Source organism: Campylobacter sp. B0100352/1 (assembly GCF_020135855.1).
GTDB lineage: Bacteria > Campylobacterota > Campylobacteria > Campylobacterales > Campylobacteraceae > Campylobacter_D > Campylobacter_D taeniopygiae.
This window is the reverse complement of sequence record NZ_JACHTP010000020.1, coordinates 1-17,813: the sequence shown is the minus strand read 5'-3', so window position 1 is coordinate 17,813 and position 17,813 is coordinate 1. Positions and strand designations below refer to the sequence as shown.

The following is a 17,813-nucleotide window of genomic DNA, read 5'->3' as shown; positions in this document are numbered from 1 at the left end:
AATGGAAAAAGCAAATATAATTTTTAAAGATAATACTCCTTTCTCTCTTGATTTTGATGATTTTTATTTTAATTCACAAGATGGGATTCAAGAGAGTAGATATATTTATACTGAAGCTTTTAGTTGGAGCAATGAAGAGCAATTTATTATCGCTGAAACGGGTTTTGGTATAGGGCTTAATTTTTTTCTAACCTTAAAAAGATTTCTTAAAGAACAAAGTCATCAAAAAAGATTATTTTATATTAGCGTAGAAAAATTTTATATCGATAAAGAAACTTTAAGAGAAATTTATCAAAAACTTGGATTTTATGAGGATTTTAAAGAAGTGCTTGAGCCTTTTTTAAAATTTTATCCTCCTTGTAAAGAAGGATATTATCGATTTTATTTTAAAAATTGCTTTTTAGATCTTGTATTTGATGATATTTCTATTTTAAAAAAACTTGATTTTAAAGCTAATGTGTGGTTTTTAGATGGTTTTTCTCCGAGTAAAAATTCCGCTATGTTTGATGATGATGTTTTGTTTGAGGTGGCAAGATTGTCAAAAAAAGGAACACAAGTTTGCACTTTTTCTGCAGCTAGCTTACTTCAAAAAAATCTTCAAAAAAATGGTTTTTATATTCAAAAAATCAAAGGATTTAGAAAAAGAGAGATGATTCAAGCTTTTTTTGAAAAAGATCAAACAGATCAAAAAATGTTTCAAGAAGCATATTTTAAAAGAGTGTCTCAAAAAATAAAAAATAAAGAAGTAGCAATTATAGGTGCAGGTATTTGTGCGGCAGTTTTAGCATATGAGCTTTCTTTAAGAGGTTTTAAAATTAGCGTTTTTGAAAAGAATCCTTGCTTAGGAGGAGGTGCTAGCGGTAATGAAAGTGGAATTTTAAGTTCTTTGATTTTAAAACCTGATGTTGCTTTGGGTGAGTTTTCTCAACTCGCTTTTATTGAAGCGAGTCGCTTTTATAAACAAATACTAGATTTAAAATTAGACGGAGTTATAGAAATTGCACACAATGATTTAATACAGGAGCGTTTTTTATCTCAAAAAAATAACGTTTTATTTGATATTAAAAATAATCAAGCGTTTTTAAAAGATGGTGGCCATATTAAACCAAAAAAACTTGTTCAAGCTTTATTTGAAAAAAGTAAGGCTAAGATTTATTTTAATCATCAATTTAAAAATTATCAGCATAAAAATGGCACTTTTAATCTTTTTTTTGATGGAATAAAAGATATTTACCAATCAGAAATTTTAATTTATGCTATGGGTGCAGATACTAAGGATTTTATATCCTATGATTTTATGAATTTAAGCAAAGTTCGCGGTCAAGTTACTCATTTAGAGCCTTTTTGCGATATTCAATATCCGCTTTCATCAAAAGCTTATATTTGTCCAAAAAATGAAGAAATTCAAGTTATAGGGGCGAGTTATGATCGTTTAAGTTCTGATTTTAACTCCAAAATAGAAGATGATGAAGAAAATATTAGAAATATTGAAGAATTTTTAAAAGGGGATGAAAAATTGATTTGCAAAGGATCTAAAGTAGGATTTAGATCTTATTCTAGCGATCGATTTGCTATTGTTGGTGCGGCTTATGATGAAAAATTCTATAAGAAGTGTTATAAAGATTTATTATGGACGAAAAATAAAGAGCAAAAATTACCACAAAATATTCCTAATTTTTATTTAAATTTTGCTCATGGATCTCGAGCTTTTTCCACGGCTGTATTGGCTGCACGTTATCTTTGTGCTTTGATTGAAAATGAACCTTTATGTATCGATAAAGATTTTATTTCTTACATTCATCCAGCTAGATTTTTAATTAGAAAATTAAAAAAAGGTTTAAGCAAATAAAATATAAAAATATTTTTTTATTATTTTGATTTTATTTAATTTTAAATCGTATTGTTCTATTATTAGTATAATGATTTTATTTTTAAGGAAAATTTCATGGTCGATTATAATCAAATAGAGTCTCGTTTAGCGGCGCTTGAGAAGCTTCCTTCTTTAAATCCTAATTCTTCAATTCCTAAAGCTTTGGAAAAAGCTGGATTTAGTAGAAGGGATTTTATGAAATGGGCAGGAGCTATGACAGCTTTTTTAGCACTTCCAGCGACTTTTGCACCTATGGTGGCAAAGGCTGCGGAATTAGCGGATAGATTGCCTGTTATTTGGCTGCATATGGCAGAATGTACAGGCTGTAGTGAAAGTTTATTAAGAAGTGATACACCTACGATTGATAGTTTGATATTTGATTATATATCTTTAGAATATCATGAAACTGTAATGGCTGCTGCAGGTTGGCAAGCAGAAGAAAATTTAGAAAATGCGATTGAAAAATACAAGGGTCAGTATGTTTTAATGGTGGAAGGTGGTATTCCATGTGGAGATAAAGAGCATTATCTTACGATAGGGCCTCATGCAAAAACTGGATATGAGCTTAGTAAAGAAGCGAGTGAAAATGCTTATGCGATTTTAGCTATTGGAACTTGTTCTTCTTTTGGGGGCATACAAGCGGCAAGACCAAATCCAAGTAACGCACAACCTTTAAGCAAGGTTACCAATAAAACAGTGATTAATGTTCCAGGTTGTCCTCCAAGTGAAAAAAATATAGTAGGTAATGTTTTACAACTCCTACTTTTTAAAGAACTTCCAGCACTTGATGTTTATAATAGGCCAAAATGGGCTTATGGTTTAAGAATTCATGATCTTTGTGAGAGACGTGGACATTTTGATGCAGGAGAATTTGTACAAAGTTTTGGTGATGAGGGTGCGAAAAATGGCTATTGTCTTTACAAGGTAGGCTGTAAAGGGCCTTATACTTTTAACAATTGTTCAAGAGAGAGGTTTAATCAGCATACCTCTTGGCCTATTCAAGCAGGGCACGGTTGTATAGGATGTTCTGAGCCAAATTTTTGGGATAAGATGGGACCTTTTGAAGAGCCTTTGGCAAGCCATAAATTTGATACTGTTTTTGGTTTGGGTGCTGATAGTGTTTCAGATAAAATAGGTATAGGCGTATTAACACTTACAGGAGTTGCAATTGCTGCCCATGCTGTGATTGCTTCTATGAAAAAAAATGAGGAGTAAGAATGAGTCAAAAAATAATCGTTGATCCAATTACAAGAATAGAAGGACATTTAAGAGTTGAAGTTGTTGTTGATGATAACAATGTAGTAAAAGAAGCTTATGCTGGTTCTACTTTGTGGCGTGGTATTGAAACCATTGTTAAAGGAAGAGATCCAAGGGATGCGGGCTTTATGACTCAAAGAATTTGTGGAGTATGTACATTTTCTCATTATAAAGCAGGTATTGTGGCTGTTGAAAATGCTTTAGGTATTATTCCTCCTTTAAATGCATTGCTTACTAGAACTCTGATGAATGCAGCTCTTTTTTTACATGATCATATAGTGCATTTTTATCAACTTCATGGGCTTGATTGGGCTGATGTGGTGAGTGCTTTAAGTGCGGATCCTAAGAAAGCAAGTGATGAGGCTTTTAAATATACTTCAAATCCTTATGCAACAGGGGCTGATAAACTTCTTGAAGTAAAACAAAGACTTAAAACTTTTGTAGATAAAGGCAATTTAGGGCCTTTTGCAAATGCTTATTATGGACATCCAACTTATCGTTTGACTCCTGAAGAAAATTTAATCGTTCTTTCTCATTATTTAGAATGTTTAAGAATCCAAAGAATTATTGCTCAATGTATGGCTATTTTTGGAGCAAAAAATCCACATCCGCAAAGCTTAACCGTTGGGGGAGTAACTTGTGTTATGGATCTTTTAAGCCCTTCAAGAATGGGAGAATATATGAGTAAATTCCAAGAAGTGCAAGATTTTGTTAACCGTGCTTATTATCCAGATCTTGTAATGGCAGGAAAAGCTTATGCAAATGAAGCTAGTGTTTTAAATGATATCGGGGTAAATAATCTATTTACTTTTCAAGAATTTCAACTCGGAAAAAATGAATGGTTATTTGAAAGCGGCATAATTAAAAATGGAGATTTAAGTAAAGTTTATGAGGTAGATGAAAATAAAATTACTGAAGAAGCGACTCATTCTTGGTATGTAGATAATGAACCATTACATCCTTATGATGGCAAAACAAATCCAAATTATACAGGATTTGTTGATGGAGATAGTATAGATCATCATGGAAATAAGGTTAATTCTAAGGTTTTTGATACTAAAGGAAAATATAGTTGGATTAAAGCGCCACGTTATGAAGGAAATCCAATGCAAGTTGGACCTCTTGCAAATATAGTGGTTAATTATGCCAAAGGAAATAAAAATGTTGTTCCAGTGGTTGATGAGTTTTTAAAAGAAACAGGACTTCCTTTAAATGCAGTATTTAGCACTCTTGGAAGAACTGCTACTCGTTGTTTGGAGGCTAAAATTGTGGCTAATAATACCTTAAGAGCCTTTGATAATTTGGTAGAAAATTTAAAAGTAGATCAAACTACTTGTGCACCTTATACTCCAGATACAAGTAAAATGGTTAATGGTGAATATAGAGGCCGATATATGGGTCATGTACCAAGAGGAACTTTAAGCCATTGGTGTAGAATAAAAGATGGTGTGATTGAAAATTGGCAAGCTGTAGTTCCTTCAACATGGAATGCGAGTCCAAAAGATGCTAATGGAGTAGGTGGAAGTTATGAACAATGTTTAATAGGTCTTAAAATAGCTGATGTTAAACAACCACTTGAAATTATACGCAAAATTCATTCTTACGATCCTTGTATAGCTTGTGCTGTGCATGTTATGGATACCAAAGGAAATAATTTAAGCGAATATAAAGTCAATGTAAATTTATAGGAGGCTTTTTATGAGCAGTAAAGAAGAAAAATTACAAAGAAAAGCTGAATATGAATTTAGCATCGGATTGCGTTTAACACATTGGATTCGAGCGATTGCTATAGTGATTTTAATAGGAACTGGATATTATATTTCTTATGTATTTCAAAGTCCTATGAGTAGTTTTGAGCCTGTAAATTTTATGCAGGCTAAATATCGTTTAGTTCATCAAGCTGTAGGATTTGTTTTAATTGCTTGTATTATTTTTAAATTTTATCTTTTCTTTTGCGATAAAATCAGTCATAAAGAGCGTGTTTCTATTTTAGATCTTTTTAGCATTAAGCTTTGGATTAATCAAATTAAATTTTATATTTTTTTAGGCAAACATCCACACCTAAGAGGTGTTTATAATCCTTTGCAATTTGTGACTTATTTTTTATTTTATCTTGTGATGCTTGGTATCATTTTAACAGGACTTATTCTTTACACTCATACCTATCATGAGGGTTTAGGTGGGATGTTATATGATCTTTTAAAACCACTTGAAGCGAAATTGGGTGGATTGGCAGAAGTTAGAATTTATCATAGAATTTTAATGTGGGTTGTGATGATTTTTGTTCCTATTCATGTTTATATGGCTATTTTTAATGCTGTTAAAGGCAAAAATGGTGCTATGGATGCGATTTTTAGCGGTTATAAATATGTCAAAGAGGAGAGAAATTGAAATTCCTTGTGCTTGGCATAGGGAATATTATGTTTGCGGATGAGGGCATAGGAGTTCATGTTTGTAATTTTTTGAAAAAAAATTATGAATTTACTCATCCCATTCATAGTATAGAGTTTATAGATGGTGGAACTTTAGCTTTACAATTAAGTTATATAATTGCAAGTTATGATAGAGTAATTTTAATAGACTGTATTGATGCTGATAATGCAAATATAGGAGATGTATTTTTCTTTCCTTATGAGGCAATGCCAAAAAATCTTAATTGGAGTGGAAGTGCGCATGAAGTTGAAATGCTTCAAACTCTGCAATATATGGAATTAATGGGTGATTTACCTCAAACTCAAATTTTAGCTTGTATTCCTAAACGTATAGAGCCAATGAGTTTTCAGCTTTCAAATGAAATTTTAAAATCAAGCGAAATTATGAAAAAAACTTTGCTAGATTATTTAAAAAAAGAAGGTTTTGAGTGTAAAAAAGTTAAGAATTATTCTTTACAAGAATTAGCAAATAATGCGTACAAGAGTTAAATTTCAATTTTAGTGCGATATTGAATTGCTTTATTTAAAGAAATGGTATCGACATTTTCAAGATTAACTCCGCTTGGAATACCTTGAGCGATTTTGCTAAATTTCAGATTTAATTTTTTAAATTTATCTTCAATAAAAAAAATAGTTGCATCTGAGTTAATACTATGAGGTAGGGCAAAAATTAATTCTTTGCTATTTTGTTTTAGTATCATTTCTTCTAGTTTTAATATTTTTTCATTATCTAATCCATCCAATACAAAATATAAGCCTTGATAGCTTTTACTCTCCTCTATAACGAGAATGTCTTTTGGAGTTTCAACGATGCATAAGGTGTCTTTATTTCTTTCTTCATCGGTACAAATTCCGCAAAGTTCGTTTTCGCTTAAAGATCCGCATTGTTGGCAAGGTTTGATAAAACGCAAGGCATTTTCAATATTGTGTGCAAGTTTCATACCCTCAAGTTGATTATTTATGCATATATAATAAGCAAGACGAATAGCAGTTTTTTTGCCTATAGTAGGTAAATTTGAAAAACTTTCAATTAAATTGTTAAATTTTTCCAAATCATTTTTGTGTTTCATTATGATTTTTTTCTCCGAAAAAAACTTTAAAACAGTGCTTATTATTTTCATAATAATAGATAATGTCAAAATTATGTAATTTGCATACTTCAAAGACAATATAAAGACCTAAGCCCATCCCTTTTACTTTTTCATCTTTTTCTCGGGTAAAAGCCTCAAAATAATATTCTATAGGTTCGCTTAATTTGCGTCCTGGATTTTGAATAACAAAATATTGATGATGAGAATATATTTCACAAGTTCCATCGCTTGAATATTTTAAAGCATTATCAATTAAGTTTTTTAAGATTAAAGGAAAAATTTCCATATCAACATTAATCAAAGCATCACTTTTTAAGTGAATTTTGACAATTTTATTAAAATCATCTCTCATTAGATAATTTTTAGCTTCTTCAAGTATGGTACTAAAATGGATGGGTTTAAAATGCAAATTATAGTTTTTTGAGAAAAGATTTTCTATTTTTGCAAATTCATTGATTAAAGAATCCATACGCGAAAATATATCGATCAATCTTTCCTTTTGTTTGTCTTCTTTGATCATTTCCGCAATGATTCTTCCTTTTCCTATAGGAGTTTTTAACTCATGCATAATCGTACGTAAAAAAAGTTGTCTTGATTGTATTAATTCTTGATTCCTTGTAAAGGCTTTTTTAAATTCAAAGGCAATTTTTCCTATTTCATCTTCTTGATAATCTACAAAATCAGGTTTTTTTCCATTTGCGGCTTCAGCAACTTGTTTTCTAAGTTTTTTAAGAGGCTCAAGGGATTTTAAAACTGAAAAATACATAAAAACAACCAAAAAGGAAAAAAAGAAAAATCCTATCAATAAAAGATTGTAAATTCTATCATTAATATTTTCTTTATAAAATTTTTTAAAATCACCGCATTGAATATCGATATAAAGATTATTATGATATTTTAAAGAAATAAAATGGCATACCTTATCATTGCTATCATAAAAAAGAATTTCGCCATCCTCTTTAATGGTATGTATTAAGTCTGGATTTTTTACAGCAGAAAAGTTATTGTTATTAAAATAAGCGTCTATATTAAAATTTGGATTATAAGAATTGATCATATTTTTAACGAGGTTTTTTTGTCTTAAAACCCCTTCTTCAGCATAAGCATTTTCTTCAATTTTTAGTAAAACAATAAAAAGAATGCAAACTAGAAGAAAGGTTACGACAAATAAAACAACTAATTTTGTATAAATAGAATACTTTTTTTGAATCATCCTATAAGTTTGTATCCTATTCCTCTAACGGAAAAAATATGTTTTGGAGATTTGGAACTATCATTGATTTTAGTTCTTAATCTGCCGATGATTACATCTAAACTTTTAGAATCTTTATCCTTAAGATTTTTACAACGATTGACAAGTTGCTCTCTAGACACGCTATAACTGTGCTGTTGAATAAGATATTCTAAAATTTCATATTCAGCAGGAGTTAGAGTTAAAACTTTATCATTGTAGCTGATTTCATGCCTTCTTTCATCAATTTTAAAGGCAGAATTGATATTTTCATTGTTTGAAGTTTCAACTCTCTTTGTGCGACGAATAAGACTAGTGATTCTTGCATACATTTCTTTAGGATCATAAGGCTTAGGAAGATAATCATCTGCACCGATTTGAAGTCCTACTACTTTATCACTAAGATCTCCTCTTGCTGAAGAAACAATAATAGGAATATTATTTTTTTGTCTGATTTCTCTACAGACTTCAAGTCCATCTATTCCAGGTAGGGTTAAATCTAAAATCAAACAATCATAACCTTGCATACCCATATTTAAAGCTTCTTGTGGGGTTTCAAAATTTGTAATTTTTATATTAAATTGAGCTAAATATTCAGATAAAAGTTGTGCAAAATCAGGATCATCTTCTATCATTAATACGTTAATCATTTAATGTTTTCCTTCATTATTATTTTATCGTTTTAATAATATTTACATAATTTTATTTAAATTTTGATAAATTATTGAGTTTATTTTTGCTAAAATTAGCTTTTTTGATATTTTTTATTACAAAAGTTAAGGATTTTATATGGAATTAGACTATTATGAGATTTTAGAAATTACACAAAGTGCAGATAAAGATACGATAAAAAAAGCTTATAGAAAAATGGCTTTAAAATATCATCCAGATAGAAATCAAGGAGATAAAGAAGCTGAAGACAAATTTAAATTAGTCAATGAAGCCTATGAGGTTTTGAGTAACGATGAAAAACGCGCTATTTATGATAGATATGGCAAAGATGGATTAAAAGGGGGAGGCTTTGGAAATACTTCTGGTTTTGGAGGTTTTGAGGACTTAGGGGATATTTTTTCTAGCTTTTTTGGTGATGGTTTTGGTCGTTCATCGCGTCGTAAGAAAACAAGTGATGAAAAATTTGCAAGTGATTTGATTGTTAATTTAAGATTGAGTTTTAAAGAAGCTATATTTGGATGTAAAAAAAATATAGATTTTGTTTATAAAAATTCTTGTAAAACTTGTCAAGGAACAGGATCTAAAGATGGAAAACTTCAAACTTGTCCTAAGTGTAAAGGAAGCGGACAAGTAGGAATTTCTCAAGGATTTATCACTTTTGCGCAAACTTGTCCGGAGTGCAAGGGAAGTGGAGAAAGCATTCGTGAAAAATGCAGCGATTGTAAAGGTAAAGGCTATGAAGAGATAAAAGATCAAGTTGAAATTAGTATCCCAGAAGGTGTAGATAGTGGGATGAATTTAAGAGTTAATTCTAAAGGTAATATAAGTAAAAATGGTTCTAGGGGCGACTTGTACGTTAAGATTATTGTTGATGAGGATAGAACTTTTATAAGAGATGAGAATGATATATATATAGAATATCCAGTATTTTTTACTCAAGCTATTTTAGGACAGAGTGTGAAAGTTCCTACTATACGAGGAGAAGCGGTTTTAAATTTACCTAAAGGTGCTAAAGATGGTCAAAGATTTGTTCTTGAGAAAGAAGGGGTAAAAGATGTGCATAGTTCTTATATCGGTAATCAAATCGTCCAAATTTCTATTAAATTTCCTAATTCTTTAAACGATGAACAAAAAGAACTTTTAGAAAAACTCAGTGAAAGTTTTGGGATTAAAGATGGTATGCATCAAGAACAAAAGGGATTTTTTGAAAAAATAGCTGATTGGTTTAAATCATAGCCAATCAAAAATTTTCTAAGACAACTGATAAACATTTTTTATAAAAAATGAAAGATTTTTTAGACATAAAAAAAGCTAGGTTTTATAAAACCTAGCTTTAAAAGTTTTAATTCTAAGTGATTTTTAGAATTTGTAAAGAGCTTGAAGTCTTACAGCGTTGTGATCGCCTTTAACACCATGATCTCTATCTACATTTACATAAGAATAGAATGCTGAGAAGTCAAGTTTTGGAGAGTATTTATAATCTACTCTTGCAACTGCTTCTAATTTTTTACCACCAAGGCCTTCAAAGCCTGTTTTTGTTCCACCATATACGAAATCACCGCCTACGCGTACTGTTTCATTGAAAGTGTAACCAGCTGTTACGTAACCGAAGATATTTCTACCAAGGCTACCATTTAATTGAGAACCTTCAGTATAGAAAATTTCTTGACCAGCTAGTAAAGAACCAAGATTTCCTTGATCTTCAATTACAGTTAAAGTTGGTTTTTCTTTATCACCGTAGTATAAACCACCAAGGCTAGCATCCCAACCATTTACTTCAATAGCACCTTTTAAAGCAAAGAAGTTGCCATTACCGGCTCCAGTAGTATCTTTAAGTTTGTTATCAACGGAGTTTCCTAAATAAGCACCTTCAAGAGTCCAATTTACACCATCAAAAATAGTTGTGCTATAAGCTACATCTAAAGCATACATGAAAGCATTTTCATCCATATAAGCTAACCATAATTGTGGGTTAAGTTGTCCACCAAGAGCTTCATAAGAACCTACAGCTGCAGCACCATAAAGATTTTTTTGCCAATTTAAAACAGGACTAGCGTCAGTATCACCATATTTTTGATCTTGTCCTTCATTAAAACTATCTACAGCGAATGCAGCTAAAGTTAAGCCATCGATGCTATTATTTACTACTTTTATACCTGTTCCAACTAAACCATCGATTTCGTTGTCTGTCCAGATAGTGTTAAGTTGTTGCTTACCAGCGATTACGCTTGTAGCTACATCTTCGTTTGTATAAGTTAAGTATAATTGACGAACATGGAATCCATCGCTAGTGTTGCTAATATTATTTGTATTATTTCCAAATCCACCATCTTTTGAGTTATAATCAAATTGAATGAAAGCTTTAAAATTATCTGCTATAGCAGCATTAAAATTAAGTTGTGCTCTGTATTGATGGTTTTGTTTGCTAGTAATTAAATCATTTCTATAACCAGGAAATTTTTTATCAAAAGAACCTGACTCATATCTGTATCTTAATACTCCAGATACATCGATATCTTTAATTACTTCTTCCATTGGAGTAGCACTAGCTACAGAAAAAGCACCTGCAGTAAGAGCTGCAACTAAACTAAGTTTAACTAGTTTCATGAGAATTCTCCTTCTTAAAATTAAAATTAAAACGATGTAATTGTAGCATAAAAAATAAGAGTTTATCTTAAAAAATACTTAAAGTTTATTTTTGGATTTAATTTTGAAGTCATAAAAAGACAAAATCTAGTCGAGTATGTAACTCAACTAGATGCAATTTTAAGGAGTTTTCTTATGAATGTTTGTATTCGTTTGTAAGTATAAAAATTAAAAGTAAATGATAAGTAATTATAAAAATTTTAAATCTTATTTTGAATTTTTATAAAAATTTGTTTTCATGATTTTAACTTTTTTAACAAATCATCGGCACTTATAAAACCTGTAATTTTTAATTTTTCTTTACCATTTTCAAAAAAAATCAAAACAGGCGGTCCAAAAACATTAAATTTTTTCATTGTTTTTATGTCTTCATTATTGTTTTGACTGACATCAACTTTGATCAATTTATATTTTTTAACTTGATCAATAACTCTTTGATCACTAAAAGTAAGTTCATCTAAGAGTTTGCAATTTTCACACCAAGACGCTGTAAAATCAAGCATTAAGGCTTGATTGTTTTTTATTTCTTGATTGATTTGATCAAGATTGTTTATAAAATGATAATTTAAAGCTTGATTTTCTTGCTTTGTGCTAAAGTTTAAAGGGTTTAAAAAATCTTTTGCTCCAAAAAGTCCACCTAAAAATAAACAAAGAGAATAGCTTAAAACTAAAATCAAAATGCTTTTTTTAATCTTAGCAAAAGCATCAAGAGCTTTTTCAAAAATTCCCATAAAAACACTAAAAAACACACCTAAAATTCCAAAGGCCATTAAAATGTAATGAGTCTCTATGATACGAGAGAGTATCCAAATGGCCATCGCAAGCATAACAAAGCCAAAAAATACTTTTATTTTTTCCATCCAAGCACCAGGTTTTAAAAATCCTAACCCTAAGCCTATAAAAAGCAAAGGAATTCCCATGCCAAAACTCATTATAAAAAGGGCACTTCCGCCAAGCAATGCATCTTTGGTATTTGCTATGTATATTAAGGCTCCAGCCAAAGGAGCTGCTACGCAAGGTCCTACGATCAAAGCAGATAAAAAGCCCATGATGGCTATACCTATAATACCTTTTTTATTATCGCTTTTTTTGTGTATGAAATTTTGAAATTTTAAAGGCATTTCAAAACGTAAAATATCAAACATCGCAAGTGCAAAAAGAACAAAAATCAGCGCAAAAATAATTAAAACGCTAGGTTTTTGTAAAATTCCTTGAACACTTGCACCTAAAAAACTCGCAATCACTCCAGCAATTGCGTATGCTAAAGACATAAAAAATACATAAATAAAAGAAAGAAAAAAGCTGTGTTTTTTAGAATTTTTACCCCCGCTTTTTGCGATCAATAAGGAAGATAAAATAGGGATCATAGGTAAAATACAAGGCGTAAGAGAGAGTAAAATTCCATAGCCAAAAAAACTAAGCAAAATCCAAAAAAGATTATTTGTAGCTAGAAAATTAGCAATCATTCCTTCTTCGGATTGAGAATTAAAAGTTTCTTTAGGTTTGGTTTGTTTAGTTTGTTTGTAAGGTTTTGAAACTGAAAATTGGTTGTTTTGATAGCTTAGATCTAGATACCAAATTTGAGGGTTATAACATAAACCTTGTTTAGAACAACCTTGAAATTCGAATTTGATTTGATTGAGATTGTTTTTAGCATAATGTTCTAAAAGTAAATTAGGCAAGGCTAAATTTAATTCTTTAAAATATACTTTTTCGTTATTTTCTTCAACACTTGGGGGAAAATTTAAAAAAGATGTTATATCTTTGTCGTTAATGTGAAGTTTGATTTTGTTTGCATATAGATAAATATCTTGTCCTAATTTTACATCGATGATAATAGAACTATCGTATTTTTTTGAATCAACATGAAAAGCATCGTTTAAAGATAAAATGGAAGCAAATGAAATGCAAAAATTTAATAAAAGTATTATAATAAAACGCAATTATTTTTCCTTTTTAGAATGTGTTTTTGATTGAAATTATATTTTTTTGTAGTAAATTAAAAAAGCTTTTTTATTAAAAAATAAAAATTATAATACTTTAACTTATATTTAAACGTTAAAAATTTACAATAATTCACAAAAAATTCACTTTCAAACTTTAAAATTGATATTAATAATAATTAATAAGGTTTTTAATGAAAAAAAAGATTATTTTTATAGTAGTGTTTTTGACTGTTATTCTTAGCGGGGTTTATTATTGGTTTTTTTATGATAAAGAAAAGGTGACTTACCTCACTCAAAAAATACAAAGAGACAATATATCTCAATCCATAGAGGCCATAGGAAAAGTTTATGCTAAAGATCAAGTTGATGTTGGAGCTCAAGTTAGCGGACAAATTTTAAAACTTTACGTGGATGTGGGTTCTTATGTCAAACAAGGCGATTTGATCGCTCAAATTGATAAAGATAAGCAGCAAAATGATTTGGATATTACAAAAGCAGAACTTCAAAGTGCTAAGGCAAATTTAGAAAGCAAGAAGGTTGCCTTAGATATTGCTTTAAAACAATACGAAAGAGAAAAGAAGCTTTACGCTTTAAAGGCGACTTCTTTAGAGAATTTAGAAAGTCAAAAAAATAATTATTATACTCTTAAAGCCAATGTTGCCGATCTTAATGCACAAGTTGTTCAGCTTGAAATCACGCTTAAAAATGCTCAAAAAGATTTAGATTATACCACGATAACCGCTCCGATTAATGGGGTGATTATTAATGTAGCAGTTGATGAAGGACAAACTGTTAATGCAAATCAAAACACACCTACTATAGTTCGCATAGCTAATTTAGATGAAATGGAAGTGAGAATGGAAGTTGCCGAAGCGGATGTGAGTAAGATAAAAGTAGGAACAGAACTTAATTTTTCTTTATTAAGCGATCCTCAAAAGACTTATCATGCTAAAATAGAAAGCATCGATCCAGCTGATACTGAAGTGAGTGATTCGAGTTCAAATTCGGATTCAAGTTCTTCTAGTTCAACTTCTAATGCGATTTATTATTATGCTAAATTTTATGTTCCAAATAAAGATAATTTTTTACGTATAGGTATGAGTGTTGAAAATGAGATCATCGTTGCGAGTGCTAAAAATGTGATTGTCGTTCCAAACTATGCGATTAAAAACGATGAAAAAGGTTATTATGTCGAGGTTTTAGAAAATGATGAAGCTGTTAAAAAATACGTTAAACTTGGGATTAAAGATGCTATTAATACTGAAATTTTACAAGGTGTGAGTGAAAATGAGAATTTAATACTCAGCTCTAGTGCTGATGGACTTGCATCAAAAATTAAATTGAGATTTTAATGATTTGCTTAAGAAATATCTATAAAAATATAGGTGAAAATGCTATTTTAAAAAATATCAATCTTGATATAGAAAAGGGTGAATTTGTAGCAATTATCGGTCAAAGCGGAAGCGGAAAAACCTCTTTGCTTAATATCATAGGAACTTTGGATAGTCCAAGCAGTGGAAATTATTTATTAGATGAGTATGAGGTTACTAATCTTAACCATGATGAAAAAGCGAGATTAAGACGTGAAAAAATAGGTTTTATTTTTCAGCGTTATAATCTTTTAAATTTATTTAATTCTAGTGAAAATGTTTCTTTACCTGCTATTTATGCGGGTAAAAATGTGCAAGAGAGAAAACAAAGATCTAAAGAGCTTTTAAGTGATCTTGATCTAGGTCATAAGCTTTATTCTAAGCCTAATGAATTAAGTGGCGGACAACAACAACGCGTTTCTATAGCAAGAGCTTTGATGAATGGCGGAGAATTGATTTTAGCTGATGAGCCAACTGGAGCTTTAGATAGTAAAAGTGGGATTATGGTGCTTGAAATTTTGCAAAAATTAAATAAGCAAGGCCATACTATTGTTTTAGTTACTCATGATCCTAAAATCGCCCAACAAGCTAAAAGAGTTATTGAAATAAAAGATGGTGAAATTTTAAGCGATAGCAAAGAGAAAAAAAGCATAAATGATCAAAAAATTACTCCTAGAGTGATGACGAAAGAAAGAAAAACTTTAGCTTTGCTTAAAAATCAAGCTTTTGAATGTTTTAAAATCGCTTATTCTTCTATAATTGCACATAAGTTGCGTTCTATTTTAACGATGCTTGGTATTATTATAGGAATTGCCTCTGTGGTTTGTGTCGTGGCTTTAGGGCTTGGCTCACAAGCTAGAGTTTTGCAATCTATTTCTGATCTTGGCACAAGTAGTATAGAGATCTTTCCAGGTAAAGGATTTGGAGATTTGCGTTCGGGTAAAACGAGGCTTAATTTTAGTGATCTAAAAACTTTAAAAAGCTTGAATTTTTTAGAAGCTGTGGATGCTTACACTAGCTCTTCAGGCGTGGCAACTTATAGTAATATTTCTTTAAATGCTAAAGCCGAGGGAGTAGGGGTTAATAATTTTGCCATTGATGGCTTAAAGATTGATACAGGAAGAATTTTAAGTGAAGATGAGGTGCAGCATAGTTCAAATGTTGTCGTTCTTGATTTTAATGCTAAAAAGAATTTATTTCCAGAATTAAGCAATGAAGATGTTTTAGGCCGAGTGGTGATTTTTGATTCTCAACCTTTTAAAATTATAGGAATTTTGAAAAAAGATCAAAATAAAATATTTGATGATAATGTTGTGCGTCTTTACATCCCTTATACAACGCTTATGAATAAAATTACTGGAGATAAAAAATTGCGTGAAATTGTTGTTAAGGTTAAAGATGATATGGATTCTACTTTAGCTGAAAGTGCGATTATACGTGTTTTAACCCTTAAAAGAGGGCAAAAAGATTTCTTCACTTTCAATTCTGACACTTTTAGAAAAACCTATACAGCAAATAAAAAAACAACAACAATACTTACAATTTGTGTAGCGATCATCGCTCTTGTGGTTGGAGGAATTGGTGTGATGAATATCATGCTTGTTTCTGTGAGTGAAAGAACAAGAGAAATTGGAATTCGTATGGCTATAGGTGCTAGAAGAGAAGATATTATGATGCAATTTTTAATTGAAGCGATTATGATATGTACTATAGGGGCGATTTTGGGGGTTATTTTATCTGTATTTGTGATCTTTGCTTTTAATCATTTAAGCACTGATTTTCCGATGATTTTAAATGCATATTCTATACTTTTAGGCCTTTTAAGTTCAATTTTAATCGGAGTGATTTTTGGATTTTTTCCTGCTAGAAATGCGGCGAATTTAAATCCTATTCATGCTTTATCAAAGGAATAAAATGAAAATTTTGATCAGCTTTTTAATCGGTTTTTTTATAACAGCTTGTGGGACAAAGTTGGTTTTACCCAAAGAGCCTTCGATAAAACAGAGTGATTTAAAGGATTTAAATATAAGTTATGAATGGTACAAAGCTTATGGCAATAAGCGTTTGGATGAATTTATAGATTATGTTTTAAAAAATAATAGCGATGTTAAAGTGGCGAGATTAAATTTATTGAGTGCTTTGGCTAGGGCTGATTTGATTGATTATGATTTATATCCGAGTTTGAGTGCTAATTTGGGATTTGCAAAGAGTAAAAATTTAAATTCAGGATTAGAAGGTAAAAATTTTAACAATGCTTTAAATTTAAGTTATGAATTAGACATTTATGGAAAGATAAGAGATAGTGCAAAGGCAAGTGAATTTAGCGCAAAGGCAAGTGAATATGATTTGCAAAATTTAAAAATCAGCATGGTTAATACAGCTTTAAATGATGTTTTTGAACTTGCCTATTTTAATGATATGCAAAATTTACTTGAACAATATTTTCAAAATTTAACTCAAATGAAAGAGCTTTATACTTATAAATATGAGCTTGGAAAGATAGAAGAACTTGATTTGCTGAATTTAGAGCAAAGTGCTTTAAAAGCAAAGCAAAATCTTTTAAGCAATGAGCAAAATAGAAATTTATTGATTAAAAATTTGCAAGATTTGTTAGGCAAAAAAGAGGGGTTTTCTTATATAGAATATTTTAAAACCTTGTCTTTGTCTGATTTTAAAGAGTTAAAGCCTGAATTTAACATTCCTTTAAAAGCACTTGCTTATCGTCCGGATGTACAAGTTAAGATCAATAATCTAAAATCCGCTTTTAAAGATTATACCTCTATGCAAAAATCCATATTGCCAAGTATTTCTTTGGGTGGAATTTTAAATGGCAGTGATGAAAATTTTAATGATAGTTTTAAATTTGAAATTTTAAGCGGAAATATCAAAATTTCCCTTCCTTTTCTTGATTATGGTAGAGTGCGTCAAAATATCAAAATTTCAGAATTTGAATACGATAAACTTTTAGTAGAATACGAACAAATTTTACAAAGTGCGATTAATGAATATGAGCTTAATTATAAGGATTATCAAAGCAATATTTCACTTTTAAAAAATTTAGAAGAGATTAACTCAAAAGAAAAGTTGATCAAAAAAGCTTATTATGAAAAATATAATTTAGGCAAAAGCGAGTTAAAAGATTATTTAGATGCTGCCAATGCTTTAAATTCTAGCGAAGAAGAACTTTTGAGGGCAAAATTTAATCTTTATAAAACGATCAATTTATATTATCAAATCACTGCTATAGGAGAAAAATCTTTCAAATTTAATCCCAAAAAATAAATCAACTAAAACCAAA

The 17,813-nt window shown here is 30.2% G+C and carries 14 protein-coding genes; 9 read left to right on the top strand and 5 right to left on the bottom strand.

Annotated features, from left to right (window positions below):
* Position 1: 1 nt before the first annotated feature.
* The 5 genes from mnmC (at position 2) to H2279_RS06590 (ending at position 6,048) form a co-directional block, all read left to right on the top strand.
* Positions 2 to 1,849, top strand: a complete 1,848-nt coding sequence (gene mnmC, locus H2279_RS06610; protein ID WP_337195994.1) for a bifunctional tRNA (5-methylaminomethyl-2-thiouridine)(34)-methyltransferase MnmD/FAD-dependent 5-carboxymethylaminomethyl-2-thiouridine(34) oxidoreductase MnmC — start codon at positions 2 to 4, stop codon at positions 1,847 to 1,849.
* A gap of 96 nt (positions 1,850 to 1,945) precedes the next feature.
* On the top strand, positions 1,946 to 3,085 hold the full coding sequence (locus H2279_RS06605) for a hydrogenase small subunit (protein WP_337195993.1): 1,140 nt from the start codon (positions 1,946 to 1,948) through the stop codon (positions 3,083 to 3,085).
* A 2-nt stretch (positions 3,086 to 3,087) separates the two neighbouring features.
* Positions 3,088 to 4,815, top strand: a complete 1,728-nt coding sequence (locus tag H2279_RS06600; RefSeq protein ID WP_137624394.1) for a nickel-dependent hydrogenase large subunit — start codon at positions 3,088 to 3,090, stop codon at positions 4,813 to 4,815.
* Positions 4,816 to 4,825: 10 nt separating this feature from the next.
* Positions 4,826 to 5,518 carry a Ni/Fe-hydrogenase, b-type cytochrome subunit gene (cybH, locus tag H2279_RS06595; RefSeq protein WP_137624395.1) on the top strand — a complete coding sequence of 231 codons (693 nt, stop codon included), beginning with the start codon at positions 4,826 to 4,828 and terminating at the stop codon, positions 5,516 to 5,518.
* The gene (locus H2279_RS06590; RefSeq protein WP_337195992.1) at positions 5,515 to 6,048 is read left to right on the top strand and encodes a HyaD/HybD family hydrogenase maturation endopeptidase; all 534 of its coding nucleotides are present in this window, start codon (positions 5,515 to 5,517) and stop codon (positions 6,046 to 6,048) included. Before cybH ends, H2279_RS06590 begins: the two co-directional genes overlap by 4 nt.
* On the opposite strand, the gene recR is transcribed toward H2279_RS06590, so the two are convergent.
* From recR to H2279_RS06575, 3 genes are read right to left on the bottom strand one after another with little or no spacing between them, the layout of a single operon-like run.
* Entirely contained in the window at positions 6,045 to 6,629 is a 585-nt protein-coding gene (gene recR / locus H2279_RS06585) for a recombination mediator RecR (RefSeq protein WP_337195991.1), read from the bottom strand. The genes H2279_RS06590 and recR overlap by 4 nt on opposite strands.
* Positions 6,613 to 7,860, bottom strand: coding sequence for an ArsS family sensor histidine kinase (locus tag H2279_RS06580; RefSeq protein ID WP_337196001.1), 1,248 nt, complete (start codon positions 7,858 to 7,860; stop codon positions 6,613 to 6,615). Before H2279_RS06580 ends, recR begins: the two co-directional genes overlap by 17 nt.
* Entirely contained in the window at positions 7,860 to 8,531 is a 672-nt protein-coding gene (locus tag H2279_RS06575) for a response regulator transcription factor (protein WP_137624398.1), read from the bottom strand. The genes H2279_RS06580 and H2279_RS06575 overlap by 1 nt, the downstream gene beginning before the upstream one ends.
* Positions 8,532 to 8,670: 139 nt before the next feature.
* Here H2279_RS06575 and dnaJ point away from each other — a divergent pair, with 139 nt between their 5' ends.
* Positions 8,671 to 9,789, top strand: a complete 1,119-nt coding sequence (gene dnaJ / locus H2279_RS06570; RefSeq protein ID WP_137624399.1) for a molecular chaperone DnaJ — start codon at positions 8,671 to 8,673, stop codon at positions 9,787 to 9,789.
* Positions 9,790 to 9,912: 123 nt separating this feature from the next.
* Here dnaJ and H2279_RS06565 read toward each other — a convergent pair whose 3' ends face one another.
* Together H2279_RS06565 and dsbD are read right to left on the bottom strand one after the other, a co-directional pair.
* Positions 9,913 to 11,160 carry a major outer membrane protein gene (locus H2279_RS06565; RefSeq protein WP_137624400.1) on the bottom strand — a complete coding sequence of 416 codons (1,248 nt, stop codon included), beginning with the start codon at positions 11,158 to 11,160 and terminating at the stop codon, positions 9,913 to 9,915.
* 275 nt (positions 11,161 to 11,435) lie between these two features.
* Entirely contained in the window at positions 11,436 to 13,142 is a 1,707-nt protein-coding gene (gene dsbD, locus H2279_RS06560; RefSeq protein ID WP_137624401.1) for a protein-disulfide reductase DsbD, read from the bottom strand.
* Positions 13,143 to 13,336: 194 nt separating this feature from the next.
* On the opposite strand from dsbD, the gene H2279_RS06555 reads away from it, so the two are divergent.
* The 3 genes from H2279_RS06555 to H2279_RS06545 are packed head-to-tail and all read left to right on the top strand — an operon-like array spanning position 13,337 to position 17,797.
* A complete protein-coding gene (locus H2279_RS06555; RefSeq protein WP_337195990.1) occupies positions 13,337 to 14,497 on the top strand; it encodes an efflux RND transporter periplasmic adaptor subunit in 1,161 nt (386 codons plus the stop codon).
* Positions 14,497 to 16,428 (top strand): ABC transporter permease, encoded by a 1,932-nt coding sequence (locus tag H2279_RS06550; RefSeq protein WP_337195989.1) that lies wholly within the window; start codon positions 14,497 to 14,499, stop codon positions 16,426 to 16,428. Before H2279_RS06555 ends, H2279_RS06550 begins: the two co-directional genes overlap by 1 nt.
* 1 nt (position 16,429) lies before the next feature.
* Entirely contained in the window at positions 16,430 to 17,797 is a 1,368-nt protein-coding gene (locus H2279_RS06545) for a TolC family protein (RefSeq protein WP_337195988.1), read from the top strand.
* Positions 17,798 to 17,813 lie beyond the last annotated feature (16 nt).

Bases quoted from the DNA above. Each gene is read 5' to 3' on its own strand.
- mnmC (WP_337195994.1), top strand. From the start codon at position 2: ATGGAAAAAGCAAATATAATTTTTAAAGATAATACTCCTTTCTCTCTT.
- H2279_RS06605 (WP_337195993.1), top strand. From the start codon at position 1,946: ATGGTCGATTATAATCAAATAGAGTCTCGTTTAGCGGCGCTTGAGAAG.
- H2279_RS06600 (WP_137624394.1), top strand. From the start codon at position 3,088: ATGAGTCAAAAAATAATCGTTGATCCAATTACAAGAATAGAAGGACAT.
- cybH (WP_137624395.1), top strand. From the start codon at position 4,826: ATGAGCAGTAAAGAAGAAAAATTACAAAGAAAAGCTGAATATGAATTT.
- recR (WP_337195991.1), bottom strand. From the start codon at position 6,629: ATGAAACACAAAAATGATTTGGAAAAATTTAACAATTTAATTGAAAGT.
- H2279_RS06575 (WP_137624398.1), bottom strand. From the start codon at position 8,531: ATGATTAACGTATTAATGATAGAAGATGATCCTGATTTTGCACAACTT.
- dnaJ (WP_137624399.1), top strand. From the start codon at position 8,671: ATGGAATTAGACTATTATGAGATTTTAGAAATTACACAAAGTGCAGAT.
- H2279_RS06565 (WP_137624400.1), bottom strand. From the start codon at position 11,160: ATGAAACTAGTTAAACTTAGTTTAGTTGCAGCTCTTACTGCAGGTGCT.
- H2279_RS06555 (WP_337195990.1), top strand. From the start codon at position 13,337: ATGAAAAAAAAGATTATTTTTATAGTAGTGTTTTTGACTGTTATTCTT.
- H2279_RS06550 (WP_337195989.1), top strand. From the start codon at position 14,497: ATGATTTGCTTAAGAAATATCTATAAAAATATAGGTGAAAATGCTATT.
- H2279_RS06545 (WP_337195988.1), top strand. From the start codon at position 16,430: ATGAAAATTTTGATCAGCTTTTTAATCGGTTTTTTTATAACAGCTTGT.